We start from the raw sequence: 12190 nt of genomic DNA, 5'->3' as shown, positions 1-12190 counted from the left end.
CTATCAACATTACTTCTTCAAAAGCTCACCCAAAATTTTCCTCTCCCCATCCAACTTCCTAACCTTCTCCTCATCAATCTCCATCAACCTTATAAACTCCTCAAAAAAAGCATGAAACAAATGCCCACAAGCATAATACTCCTTCACAACCTGCTTCTTATTAATCGGCCCTTTCCGAAACTGAAAAAAATGATCCAACACAGCAAGCGGCTCCTCCCAAGACTGCAACCGATCCAATGTATGCTGCAAATCCGTAATATCCTGATAAGGAATCACCTTTAAACTCTGACCTTCTTTTTTCATAACCCATTTCCTCCCTTTTTAAAAGTACTCTTAAAACCAGTAACACGAAGCGCTGAACACTATCATCCAACGCCTCACATACGTAACTCATCTATCTGCGCATTGACTGGGGCAACAATTAAACAAACCAGTGATAAAAACGACTTATGGATGATTTTTCTAAGCCCTGCGGATGTTTCAATCACTTTCTTCTCAAAGCAAAACAAAAAACGCTATTGTAGTAATCAGTGAGAAAAAGCTGCTTTGAATCACAAAGAACGTAGTGATTTGATGATGAAAAGTACAAGGACTGTAAAACAGTCGTTGCTCCCTTTGTATCTAATCAAATGTTCAATGTGTCTTATAACTTTTTATCATCCTAACATAGCTACCAATACCGTCATCAATACCCTAGATAAAGCCCAAACCCTCCATAAAATACAAAATCCCAACCAAAAGTTTCCAGACAGACTAGAAAATCCCAGTAAAATTAGGTACAATAAAGAAAGCTAGTGCTTTTGTGCTAGCAATTGGCAACTTGTATAGATAGTGTTCGCTGTCTATGCAATGCTTCATCATGTGATTGCTGTCAGATGGTGAAGTGCCTTTTTTTTGCTTTGCATCACTACGATCTCATCTCTTTCTAAGAGCTAAAGCTCTAAGAATTGAAGGACTACGACTGACCAAAGAGCAGAGTGGTTGATGCAAAGTACAAGGTGGACGAAGTGAACGTTGTCTCCTTGTCTTATATCTATCATTGATCATTTGCTTTACTTTGAACGAAACCTCCTTTCACTAAATTTGTAGAATAGAAAAAAACGATATCAGGTAACCTCACCCAATATCGTTCACAATAGTCCCAAAGAATCATCTACCACTTTTTCAAAGTAACCCAAAAAGAATCCAAGAAACCTATAGAAAAATAGGCAGACTTTAGGTACAATGAAAGAAGCTAGTACATGTTGCTAGCACTATTGGCAACTTGTTTGGGCAGTGTTCGCTGTCTTTACAAGGCTTCAAATGCTTGGTTGCTGCCAGGCTTTGAAGTGCCAATTTATTTTTATATTCAGATTTGAACAGTTCATGTTAGCATGAGCTGTTTTTATTGCAAATCACAGCGATTACTTGTAGAGCTGATGATGCGCAATACTTGGCGACCGAAGAGAGAGAAGTGTCCCTCGTTCTATTCTACTTCCTAAGTATATCCGAAAAGAATACGAACACGCAACATAATTTTTCTTACAAATCCCATTAAATAACACTCAAAATCGCTCCCTTATATATAAGGAAAAATAACAAAAAAATTTTTTTCAGCAGGTTATTTTTATCCTCAAATGACAGCTAGATATAAGTAAAATAGTTCATTTAAAAAGTCTGGTTAGTATGATATACTTTTCATTGTAGAGAAGTTATGACGGTGGCGACTTCTGAAAGGTGGTGGTGCTTATGAAAGTGAGTACTAAAATTTCGAAGGATGCAACGCTCCTGAAGTCGCCTTGTACTGTTCAACATCAGTTCATAAAACCATTCACTGTGTTTCTCAGCAAAAGAGAAAGCCTTTTGTCAGCATTGGATACAATTAAACTGATCCTAAGCTTTGGTATGTTTACCATCGCTTTAATTCGTTTAGTTGTAGAATTGCTTAAAAACGACAAAAAGAAATAACCAGTCATTAACTTTAGCAGGTTAACTGGTTATTTCTTTAACTAAAAAATCCGCTACCGTCTTAAACGGCTCTACATAGGAGAGGTATGTTAGCGCATATCTCTCTTATCACTTGCATTATAGCATACAATAATTTTTTTTGCCATATCCATAGAAATGCTTTCAAAAAGATCAAACAACTGAATTCTTTTGCATGTGAAGCTAAAATGTAAAAGTAAAAAATCAGAAAGCAGATATTTTTAAAATAAGAAGGCTCAGCTTGCTGAAAGGAAAATCAAAGACATGATGAAACGTGAAGAGATAATTGAGTATATAGTTGAAACGTACACGATCTATCCAGAATATATTTTTGAAAAATTCCCTAACTATTGTGTCTTTCGACATAAACGGAAGAAAAAATGGTTTGGACTGATCATGACGATTCCTAGAAATAAACTTTATGGGGATGAAGAGATAAAAATTGATGTCATTAATTTGAAAATAAATCCAGAATTAAATGAGATAATAAGAAATAAAAATGGCTATTACCAAGCGTATCATATGAATAAAGAGCATTGGATCACAATAGATCTTTCTGCTGTAGAGGATCTTGATCAAATCGCTGGATTAATCGATGATAGCTTCAAACTAACTTGAGGGCTAAAACCGACTGTTCTTAATTTTTTTAAAAGTAACACTATAAAATATAGCAATTTATCAATCAGCAGTACATGTAAGACCATGCTGAGTCCGCTTACATGCTATACTTTAACTACAACAATTTACTAAAAAAGTATCTGCAAAAAAATGCAAAAGGAGGCTTCACAATGAAACACATCAAAAAAGAATTCTTACTTAATTGCACTCCAGAAAAAGCTTGGCAGCTTGTCGTTGATCGTAGCAAATATGAAAAATGGGCTGCTGCTTTTCAAGAAGGCTCAACCTATTCTGGTGAAATGAAATTGAACGAAACGGTTTCATTTGTTGATGAGTCAGGGAATGGTTTGGTTGCTAAAGTCGTTATTTTTGAACCAGAGCAAGAAATCAAATTCGCATTCTTAGGAGAAGTTACTGATGGTCAGTATGTGGAAGTGCCTGAATTTGCCGAAATGCTTGAACACTACTTCTTCGAGCCAGTAGGCAATCAAACGAAAATGCTTGTAGATGTTGTGATGGATGATGAGTATTATGAGATGATGAATGATTTGTGGGATAAAGCAGGAATAGAACTGATAAGATTAAGCAATTAGTGATGTGAAAAGTTAAACAGACAGTTTAAATGATAAAATTTAATAAGAAAAGTGGGACAATAATCGGGAAAAATGGATTATCGTCTCCTTTTTTCATTTAAGAGTACACATAAGAGTACACAAAGAGCACTCGAACCTGTAAAATTAAAGTAAAGGTTGTGACAAATAACCAAATAAAAATGTTAGGTTTTAAAAAGAAGGGATGAAATCAATATGAAAAAAAAGGTTTATCTAATCAGCTTTTTGTTACTTTTATTAATCGGTTTTATAACATTTACTGTCTATAATAAACCAAAAGTACAGACTCAAAATAGTGAGGAATCCAAACCCAAAAGCCAAGCACTAGACAAAGCAGCAATTGAACGATCGTTGAAAAAAGCAAGTGAAAGAAATATAGAAGCATTTTCAATTGATCTAAAAAGTGCAGGTGCAGAAAAAATATATGAAACGTTTAATGGACCGAATGCAGATGAAATTATCACCCTTTTAGAAATGGATCGTGATGATTCTGATAGAATTTTAGTGTCTCCAGATGGGACGATTCTATCAGGCCAAGCAACTATAGACGAAAATGGTACGAAAGTTGACTCTAATACAGATAAAAATAGTATAACGGTCAAAGAGCTTAAAGACTTAGTTCTAGAACACAAAGAAAAAATCGATGAATTAGCAGCTCAAAATAATCCTTTAGAATAATCAAGTTAAGCAGTAAGAGGATTTATTTTCTGTTAAAGGGAACCTTGCAAGTCGCTATTCTATTATTGAAGCATTTGTTGAGATGCAGTAAAGAAAGAGATGAGGTAAAAATGATGATTGAAATCAAAAAAACAACCCTAAGTGAACTAGCAACGTTGAAAGCAATAAGTATCAAAACCTTCACAGATACCTTTGCAAAAGACAATACGCCAGAAGATTTAAAAGAGTATCTTGATCAAGCGTATACAGAAGAAAAATTAACCAGTGAGCTTCAAAATGAACATTCGGAGTTCTATTTTATTTATTCAAATGAACAACTAGCTGGATATTTAAAACTCAATGTAAATGATGCACAGACTGAAACCGTTGAGGAAGATGCGCTAGAAATCGAACGGATTTATATCGATTCAGAGTTTAAAAGGCTAGGACTTGGGAAAATGCTTTATAAAAAAGCGATAGAACGAGCAACTGAGTTAAATAAGACTTCTATCTGGTTAGGTGTCTGGGAGCGAAATTTTTCTGCGATGAAATTTTATCAAAAAATGGGATTTACTCAAGCAGGTCAGCATTCTTTTTATATGGGAGAAGATGAACAGATTGATTTAATCATGAAAAAGGAACTAAGATAGTCTTTTTACTGTTGAGAATGAGATTCTTTCAAGCAAAATAAACTATAAATCCCCCGTCAACCTGTATAATAAAATCATCGGGACGTAAGGGGGATGATCATGAAAGACGGCTTATATTACGCAGCACAATTTAGAGACAAAAAACTAAGTGTGACAGAATGGATCGATGAGCGAGCACAGCAAGTAAAGAAGTTAAATCTTGAACTCAATGCCTTTGTCGATTGGGATGCAGAAGCAGCAAAAAAACAATACGAAGCTAGAGGAGCAGAAACTGGTCCTTTTTTTGGCTTGCCAATTCCTTTAAAAATGCTAGGCCAAGACAAAGTAGGAATGAAATCAACGTCTGGTTCTCGTTTATTTCAAGAAAACCGTGCGACTTCTACGGATAATTTTGTCAAAGGTTTAGAACGTTTAGGCCTGATTCCTTTGGGCAAAACCAATGCACCTGAGTTTGGCTTTAAAAATATTTCTGATCCGACGATTTACGGACCAGCGAGAAATCCATGGAATCTTGATTATTCGCCAGGTGGTTCCAGTGGAGGCGCTGCTGCAGCTGTTGCCAGTGGTCTGTTTCCGATTGCTGGGGCAAGCGATGGCGGCGGTTCGATTCGAATTCCTGCTTCTTTTAGTGGACTGATAGGATTAAAACCTACACGTGGCAGTATGCCAGTTGGACCTGACGGCTGGCGTGGCTGGCAAGGAGCATCAATTGATTTTGCTTTAACGGTTTCTATGCGAGATACGGAAACGTTATTTTATCATTTACGCGGAACCGAAAAAGCCGAGCCCTATCAAGCACCAAAAGCGGAATGGGAACATCAATCAGCGGCAAAGAAACAAGTCTTGAAAATCGCCTTTTTAACGGAATCGCCTGTTGGTACGCCTGTTTCAGTGGAGGCAATAAAAGCAACGCGCAATGCAGCAACATTTTTAGAACAACAAGGACATGAAGTAACAGAAATTCCATATCCAGTGAATGGTCGTCAATTGATTGACAGTTATTATCTGATGAATGGTGCAGAAACAGCTGCGATGTTTGAAGGAATTGAAGAGGCCATTAAGCGACCAGTTACAAAAAACGATATGGAGTTGATGACTTGGGGAATCTACCAATATGGAAGACAGCTGCCAGCAAGTCAGTATACAAGATCACTGCAACTGTGGGATCAAGCGGCATATAAAATGGAGCAATTATTCGAGGAATATGATGTATTATTAACGCCGACCGCCGCTGATATCGCGCCTAAAATCGATGCAGAACTGCAGAGTGATCGGATTCGTAAAGACTTAGCTCAAGCGGAGTTATTTTCCGCTTTACAGTTAAAGGACTTAATTTACGACATGTTTGAAAAAAGTCTGACAATCACGCCTTTTACTCAGCTTGCTAATTTAACGGGACAACCGGCAATCAGTTTACCTACTCATGTAGCAGCATCAGGTTTACCGCTAGGCATTCAATTTATGGCATCCAAAGGTCGAGAAGATATATTATTCCAAGTTGGAAAGTTGTTTGAGCAAGAGCAGAAATTCTTACTCCCAAAATATTATCGTGAATCATAGGAGGTTCAAATGAAGAAAATATTCGCTAGTTTTAGTATTGTTGCATTAGGTTTAGTGTTCGTTGCGTGTGGTGGCACAAAAGAGCAGACAGCTGGAAAAGATAATAGCTGGCAAAAAGTTGAGGATGCGAAGAAATTAACGGTTGCCACCTCAGGAACGTTATTCCCATCTTCTTATTATAATGATGAAAACAAATTAACCGGCTATGATGTGGATGTCATCACAGAAGTTGCCAAACGTTTAGATGTTGAGGTTGAATTTAAAGAATACAATGTGGATGGTCAGATTACTTCCGTTGATAAAGGTGAAGCTGATTTAGCGGCGAATGACTTTGGTTTATCAGGGGACAGAGGAAAAAAATTTATGTTGTCTTCCCCAATCAAGTATTCGTTTGACAGCATGATCGTTCGAAAAAGTGACGATTCTGGGATTGCTTCTCTTGAAGATTTAAAAGGCAAAAAAGCAGCTGGCGAACCCAATACAAACTACATGAAAATTGCTGAAAAGTATGGGGCAAAATTGGTAACCTACGATAATGCAACAAATGATCAATATTTGACAGATGTTGCCAATGGTCGGACAGATGTTATTTTAAACGATTATTATCTACAAAAAATGTCAGTCGGTGCGTTGCCTGATATTCCAGTAAAAATTTTAGAGAATGTCTATTTTAACGCCAACTTTACTGGATTTTTAATAAAAAAAGACAGTGTTGCATTAAGTAAAAAAATTGATGGCGCATTAAAAGAGATGCAAGAGGATGGAACTATGAAAAAAATCTCTGAGACGTATTTCCAAACAGATGTTTCAGTGGAGCCAAAAGAAAAAGTGACAGAAAGTGTTTCAGCTGAATAGATGTATATACCAAAAATCGATTTTCAGTTAATGATCGACTCGATTCCCTTTCTGCTGACTGGTTTACCTTATACAATTGGCATCAGTGTCGTGACGTTTTTGATGGGAAATGTCCTTGGTATTCTGTTGACAGTGTTAGGAATGTTGCCTTCAAAAGTGATCAAAGGATTTGTCCGTTTTTATATTTCATTTTTGCGCGGGGTTCCAGGTTTGGTTTTGTTATTTCTTTTATATTTTGGACTGCCCTATCAATTAAGTGCGTTGACCGCAGCTTGTATTTGTTTTAGTTTGACCAGCAGTGCATTTATTGCAGAAATTTATCGTGGATCGATTGCCGGAGTGGAAGCAGGACAGTGGGATGCGGCGTATGCGTTAGGTTTGCCATTTGGAAAAGTGATGCGTAAAATTATTTTGCCGCAAGCTTTTCGGATTTCAATTCCTGCATTAGGCAATGTGGCGATGGATTTGTTAAAAGGCACGTCATTAGCTGCGATGATCACGATTCCTGATATTTTTCAAAAGGCCAAAATTGTTGGGGGCAGAACGTTTGATTATATGACGATGTATATTTTGGTGGCAGTGATTTATTGGCTGCTTTGTGTGGCGATTGGTTGGGGGCAAGGTTGGTTAGAAAAATATTATCTAACTCGTTATAAGGTTAAACCAGAAGTGAAAACGTAACATGAACTGTGTAAGTGGCTGAGTAACAGGTAGCTGCTTAGACAGTTTTTTTGTTGTTAAGGATGCAATGGTTATGGCGATTTATTATTCTTTTATTCTTAAAAAGCGAGTATAATTAATCTATACAAATACTTAAAAAGAGAAAGTAGGAATAATCATGGATATGAAAGAAATAAAAGAGACAAGCGAGTTCTTAGTAACAGAATACAAAGATAGTCTTATAAATGGATTGATTGAATCACCTAGTCAGTTTATGATGCGGATGAATGTGGAACCGAAAGTTGAAGAGTATATCCGTCCATTGTTAAATCAAACAAAGCAAGAATTTAACGATAGCACTAAATAATAAGTTAATAATGTTTTGGGAGGGGAAATTATGCTTGTTTATATTTGCTGTGCTGGTGGTATGACGTCTAGTATGTTTTGTCAAAAAATTGCGAAGGCAGCAGATCCTAAAGAAGTTTACTTTGGACAACTTCATGATGTAATTGCTGATTTTCAGAATTTATCAACGACCTATTCTACGCTGATTGCCTATGGTGGGGAAGGCGAAATTAATAAATTGAGTCTAGAACCAACATTTAAACCTTATGTGGATCGTGTCCTAGTTTGCCCTCAAGTGCGCTATAAAACGGCAAGTTTACAAAAACTCCTGTCACCTTTGGATATTCCATGTACGGATATCGATATGAAAACCTTCGGGAATATGAATGGCGAAAAAGCGTTAAGAGAGATTTTAGCATTTTAAAAAGAGTAGATTTAATATTTGAAGGAGTTAATATGAAGGATGTTTTAATAATTTTTGTGATTCCTGCCATTGTCTTATGGATGGTTGTTTTACTTATTTATCTGAGCAAAAAAAATGTAGATAAAAAAGCGACAGAAAAAGTAACGGGAGTCGTACTGAGCAATACAACCTATACTGTGACAAGTTCTGATAGAACAAGTTATGGTAGAGTGTCACTCGTTGAATACACAATCAATGGCAAACAATACAAAAAAGAATTTCAAATCAATCAACTGATCTATTTCCATAAAATACCAATAGGTCAGAGGAAGGGATTACCCGTTCATTCCAAGGTTGAATTACGCTACAATCCTACTAACGTTAATCAAATATTTTCTGCAGTGGATAATCAATTTGGGAAGAGGTTTATGATTTTTTTCTTTTCTATATTTGCGGCCTTTTGGACATTATTTCCTATTTTATTTTTGTTGAAAGAATTGGGGATTCGTTTTTAAGTGTTTTATTATGGATTTACAATGTTTAGTGTTTAAAAGGAGAAAAAAATGGTTCAATTTAAAGGGAACAATTATTCAAAAGATAAAACGATTCTTAGGGAGGTAACCTTAAGATATTCCAGTTACTTTTTACTGCCAACATTTATTGGTGTTCTTTTTTTTATACTAGGTTTTTTCCTAGTAATAGTAGGTATGGGAATCATAATGGGTCTGTTTGATATACCAACTAATGATTTAACGACATCCCAACTTTGGATTGTATTAATCACACTTTGTATTCTTTTGATGATCATATCTCACTATTTACAGAAGTGTTACAATAAACTATTTTATAAAAAAATATCTTTAATAGAGCTTGGAAAGTACAGATTTAAGCTATTGATTAATGGAGAGGTATTTGAGTATCGAAAAGCGGATATTTTGAAAATTAGAAAAATTAAATTCAGTGGAAAAGCAAGAATGCTGTCAGAAGCGAAGATCTTAATAAAAATGAACAATCGAACTTTTCGATTTTCATCTGATAAAGATTCAAACGAAATAGATTCACTGAATCAGCATTTACTTCAGTGGAAGTCGGAGAGTTCTGCTTAACTCTTGTTGTGATCGTTAGCGTTAGGCTGAAAAACTTTTGATGAGAATAGTAATTTGTTGTTCGATAAGTTATTTTTAGACTAAACAAGCAGAGTATCATTTATCGAAAGGAGCTCTATATGATTAAAAATTAATACCGACAGCAAAGAGTTACTCAGCCAAGCGACAGCAAGAAGTAAAGTCGTCAATGAATGGGAAGCATTTTTGAGTATGAGCTATTTAATTGTTTGAAGTTAAAAAGGAGAAAAGAAAATGAATAAGAATGAAATCTGGGAAGTGTTGATTTATAAACTAAAGGAAAATACTGGCAGTAAATTTCATAAAATAATGATGAAGGAAAGCATGCCGCTCCATAAGAAAAAAGGCATGAAAATAGTCAATCATGGTCAAGCACTACACGATCCTGATACATATTTTTTAATCAGAGCGTATCATAACTTACAGCATTTAGAAGCATCTCAACATGAATTTTACAGTGATGAAGAGTGGTTGGATGGACCACGAGAAAAAATAATTGCTTTGATTGATAGTAGTACTAAAACGATTATTCCTTCGAGTATGCTGTAAAAAAATAGCTGAATGTGGTTAGTTCATAGAGTTACTAAAATAACCTCCCACAGTTTTACATATTACTGTAGGAGGTTATTTTTAATTAGAAACTAAAATAATCGAGGCACTTGTATTCCCTTTAATATCTTTATTAATCATATGCAAAATAGTACCAGTCTGCTGTTTTGCAATAGTTAAGCTAAAATAGCCATTGTCATCTGTAGAAACTTCTAAAATCACATCGTTATTAGCGGTAACGATTTGAATCAGTGTATTAGGTTCGCCTTGCCCTTTAACAAGCGTTTCATTTGGTGCAATTGTGACTTCACTTATTTTCACTTCTTCTGGTGCTGTTTTATCGGCATTGATTAGTTTGACATTTGATAAATACATAACAGTGCTTGTACGGCCAAATAGGCTGTAATAAGTCATTTCAGAGCCTAATGTAATCATTTTAGGTCCAGTGACTTGAGGTGTATAGGCTATTTTTTTGCCAACCTTATTTTTGTTGGTTTGTTTTTCTTGTGTAAGTGGTTGACCAAATCCGTATTTAATTACTTGTTGGCTGTATTCTTTAGGATTTGGATTATAGGCGTCGAAGCTTAATTCGTAAGGCTGTCCTTTCATTAAATGTACTTCTTGTGCTGCATAGGCTGCAGAGCCTTTGCCTTTTTTGTAAAATTTCAACCCCTTTTGATCTGTTGACAGAGCTGAAAGAATCTCTTTTTTATGTCGTTTTAAGACAAATTCGTAAGGATTGGATTCATTGAGAGCGCTGAAATTCTTTCCATCGTTACTCAACTGCCAAGCCTCAAAACTAGTTTGGGCTGCGTTGCGTTTGAATTCAGTATTGATCAGTAAATTTTGATCTTCAGCAAGTTGTGGTCGCAATGCTTTCATTTCACTGACCGTTGTTAAAAATGAACGAACTTTTTCTTTGTAAAGATCACCGCCTACTTTTAAGTTTACACCATGACCAGCATCTGGAATCGCCAACTGTTCTTTATACCCAAGGGCCGCGGTGTATAGTGTGTCTTTGGCAACTGGTGGAATAAACCAATCGGCAGTACCATGGATAAAGAGCTTAGGAACGTTCGATTTGGAAACGGCATCAAGCGGCGAAATATAATATAGATCGATGTTTAACACAGGTTTTACAAATTCGTTATTAAGTGTGTCAATCAATGCATCTTCGCAATCATACCAATCAATCTTATTGACTAATGGGATGTATTGGAGTTTGGCTGTCAAAAGACGCATAACATCTCGGGCTTGTTGTTCTATTGCATAATAGCCGCAATCTTCGATGACAGCTTCAACGTTAGGATGAGGGTCTTCTTGTGACATCATGACGGTTGCCGCCCCCATTGAAACACCAAATAATAAGAACTTTTGATTTGGTTTTGTTTCTAGCTCTTGATCGATCCAAGCGTTAATATCGTTTTTTTCATAAGCACCAAACGTAATATAAGTTCCTTCACTTTTGCCATGTGAGCGCGCATCAGGGATGAGTATATTATAGCCAAGCTCATACAGAAATTCGGCTTCTAACATGATCTGCATAGGATTAGAGCGGTAGCCATGCTGAACAACAGCAGTTTTGTCAGAGTGATTATCGACATAATAAGCATGTAGCGTTAAATTTGATTGAGTTGGTTCATCAAAAACTGTAATGCTTCGCTCGCTTTTACCAGCAACGTGTTCAAACCAAGGACTACTATTGCTTATACCTGACATACCAGCTAAATCAGAAAAAAGAGTATTGTCTCTTTTAACGGTAATATCGAAAGCTAAAGAAGCGACTAATCTGTTTATGACAGGTCCAAAATTACGGGCATTTGGATTTGAGTTCTCGGTTAAATAGCGTTCTATCTGATCGATAACTTCCTGTTCTCTTTGCGGTAATTGTTCTCTTTCAGCCATTGTTTTGGCTTCAAATGATTCATTTGGTTCTACTTGAGAGCGGATTGTATTCGTGCGATTCAATGACGGCTCCACCTCATTTTCCTCACTGATAATCACGATATTTTCGCTAGCTAGCGCATTAGTTGGTAATAGTAAACTTAGTAAAAATAAGCCAACAATAAACGTTTTAAATTTTTTCATTTTTCTTTTCAACCCTTTCATCTTTTGATAATAATCAATAAAGAACAGTATATTGTATATTACAAAAAAGTCAATAAATATTTCTAATAAAAAAGAATAATATCT

The 12190-nt window shown here is 35.9% G+C and carries 15 protein-coding genes; 13 read left to right on the top strand and 2 right to left on the bottom strand.

Annotated features, from left to right (window positions below; all coding sequences use genetic code 11):
* Positions 1–9: 9 nt before the first annotated feature.
* Positions 10–303: a hypothetical protein gene (locus tag RV15_RS03720; protein ID WP_071876717.1), complete on the bottom strand. Its 294-nt coding sequence runs from the start codon at positions 301–303 to the stop codon at positions 10–12.
* A gap of 1512 nt (positions 304–1815) precedes the next feature.
* Here RV15_RS03720 and RV15_RS03715 point away from each other — a divergent pair.
* The 13 genes from RV15_RS03715 to RV15_RS03655 all read left to right on the top strand — a co-directional run bounded on the left by RV15_RS03715 (position 1816) and on the right by RV15_RS03655 (position 9997).
* Positions 1816–1947, top strand: coding sequence for a putative holin-like toxin (locus RV15_RS03715; RefSeq protein WP_083241837.1), 132 nt, complete (start codon positions 1816–1818; stop codon positions 1945–1947).
* Positions 1948–2229: 282 nt separating this feature from the next.
* Positions 2230–2583, top strand: a complete 354-nt coding sequence (locus RV15_RS03710) for an MmcQ/YjbR family DNA-binding protein (RefSeq protein WP_071876716.1) — start codon at positions 2230–2232, stop codon at positions 2581–2583.
* A 170-nt stretch (positions 2584–2753) separates the two neighbouring features.
* Entirely contained in the window at positions 2754–3176 is a 423-nt protein-coding gene (locus RV15_RS03705) for an SRPBCC family protein (protein ID WP_071876715.1), read from the top strand.
* 213 nt (positions 3177–3389) lie between these two features.
* A complete protein-coding gene (locus tag RV15_RS03700) occupies positions 3390–3872 on the top strand; it encodes a hypothetical protein (RefSeq protein ID WP_071876714.1) in 483 nt (160 codons plus the stop codon).
* A gap of 113 nt (positions 3873–3985) precedes the next feature.
* Positions 3986–4501 (top strand): GNAT family N-acetyltransferase, encoded by a 516-nt coding sequence (locus RV15_RS03695; protein WP_083429087.1) that lies wholly within the window; start codon positions 3986–3988, stop codon positions 4499–4501.
* A 99-nt stretch (positions 4502–4600) separates the two neighbouring features.
* Entirely contained in the window at positions 4601–6061 is a 1461-nt protein-coding gene (locus RV15_RS03690; protein ID WP_071876712.1) for an amidase, read from the top strand.
* Between the two features lie 9 nt (positions 6062–6070).
* Positions 6071–6916: a transporter substrate-binding domain-containing protein gene (locus RV15_RS03685; RefSeq protein WP_071876711.1), complete on the top strand. Its 846-nt coding sequence runs from the start codon at positions 6071–6073 to the stop codon at positions 6914–6916.
* On the top strand, positions 6917–7597 hold the full coding sequence (locus tag RV15_RS03680) for an amino acid ABC transporter permease (RefSeq protein ID WP_071876710.1): 681 nt from the start codon (positions 6917–6919) through the stop codon (positions 7595–7597).
* 163 nt (positions 7598–7760) lie between these two features.
* The gene (locus RV15_RS03675) at positions 7761–7943 is read left to right on the top strand and encodes a hypothetical protein (protein WP_245791228.1); all 183 of its coding nucleotides are present in this window, start codon (positions 7761–7763) and stop codon (positions 7941–7943) included.
* Between the two features lie 30 nt (positions 7944–7973).
* Positions 7974–8345 (top strand): PTS sugar transporter subunit IIB, encoded by a 372-nt coding sequence (locus RV15_RS03670; protein WP_071876708.1) that lies wholly within the window; start codon positions 7974–7976, stop codon positions 8343–8345.
* Between the two features lie 32 nt (positions 8346–8377).
* On the top strand, positions 8378–8839 hold the full coding sequence (locus RV15_RS03665; protein WP_071876707.1) for a DUF3592 domain-containing protein: 462 nt from the start codon (positions 8378–8380) through the stop codon (positions 8837–8839).
* Positions 8840–8887: 48 nt separating this feature from the next.
* The gene (locus RV15_RS03660) at positions 8888–9430 is read left to right on the top strand and encodes a hypothetical protein (RefSeq protein ID WP_071876706.1); all 543 of its coding nucleotides are present in this window, start codon (positions 8888–8890) and stop codon (positions 9428–9430) included.
* A 252-nt stretch (positions 9431–9682) separates the two neighbouring features.
* The gene (locus RV15_RS03655; protein ID WP_071876705.1) at positions 9683–9997 is read left to right on the top strand and encodes a hypothetical protein; all 315 of its coding nucleotides are present in this window, start codon (positions 9683–9685) and stop codon (positions 9995–9997) included.
* Between the two features lie 81 nt (positions 9998–10078).
* Here the strand turns inward: RV15_RS03655 and RV15_RS03650 are convergent, their stop codons facing one another.
* Positions 10079–12085 carry an alpha/beta hydrolase gene (locus tag RV15_RS03650; protein WP_071876704.1) on the bottom strand — a complete coding sequence of 669 codons (2007 nt, stop codon included), beginning with the start codon at positions 12083–12085 and terminating at the stop codon, positions 10079–10081.
* Between the last annotated feature and the right edge of the window lie 105 nt (positions 12086–12190).

The sequence above is a fragment of the Enterococcus silesiacus genome, from assembly GCF_001886225.1.
Classification (GTDB): domain Bacteria; phylum Bacillota; class Bacilli; order Lactobacillales; family Enterococcaceae; genus Enterococcus_L; species Enterococcus_L silesiacus.
This window is presented reverse-complemented; position numbering and strand designations above follow the sequence as displayed.

Bases quoted from the DNA above. Each gene is read 5' to 3' on its own strand.
- RV15_RS03720 (WP_071876717.1), bottom strand. From the start codon at position 303: ATGAAAAAAGAAGGTCAGAGTTTAAAGGTGATTCCTTATCAGGATATT.
- RV15_RS03710 (WP_071876716.1), top strand. From the start codon at position 2,230: ATGATGAAACGTGAAGAGATAATTGAGTATATAGTTGAAACGTACACG.
- RV15_RS03705 (WP_071876715.1), top strand. From the start codon at position 2,754: ATGAAACACATCAAAAAAGAATTCTTACTTAATTGCACTCCAGAAAAA.
- RV15_RS03700 (WP_071876714.1), top strand. From the start codon at position 3,390: ATGAAAAAAAAGGTTTATCTAATCAGCTTTTTGTTACTTTTATTAATC.
- RV15_RS03695 (WP_083429087.1), top strand. From the start codon at position 3,986: ATGATTGAAATCAAAAAAACAACCCTAAGTGAACTAGCAACGTTGAAA.
- RV15_RS03690 (WP_071876712.1), top strand. From the start codon at position 4,601: ATGAAAGACGGCTTATATTACGCAGCACAATTTAGAGACAAAAAACTA.
- RV15_RS03685 (WP_071876711.1), top strand. From the start codon at position 6,071: ATGAAGAAAATATTCGCTAGTTTTAGTATTGTTGCATTAGGTTTAGTG.
- RV15_RS03680 (WP_071876710.1), top strand. From the start codon at position 6,917: ATGTATATACCAAAAATCGATTTTCAGTTAATGATCGACTCGATTCCC.
- RV15_RS03675 (WP_245791228.1), top strand. From the start codon at position 7,761: ATGAAAGAAATAAAAGAGACAAGCGAGTTCTTAGTAACAGAATACAAA.
- RV15_RS03670 (WP_071876708.1), top strand. From the start codon at position 7,974: ATGCTTGTTTATATTTGCTGTGCTGGTGGTATGACGTCTAGTATGTTT.
- RV15_RS03665 (WP_071876707.1), top strand. From the start codon at position 8,378: ATGAAGGATGTTTTAATAATTTTTGTGATTCCTGCCATTGTCTTATGG.
- RV15_RS03660 (WP_071876706.1), top strand. From the start codon at position 8,888: ATGGTTCAATTTAAAGGGAACAATTATTCAAAAGATAAAACGATTCTT.
- RV15_RS03655 (WP_071876705.1), top strand. From the start codon at position 9,683: ATGAATAAGAATGAAATCTGGGAAGTGTTGATTTATAAACTAAAGGAA.
- RV15_RS03650 (WP_071876704.1), bottom strand. From the start codon at position 12,085: ATGAAAAAATTTAAAACGTTTATTGTTGGCTTATTTTTACTAAGTTTA.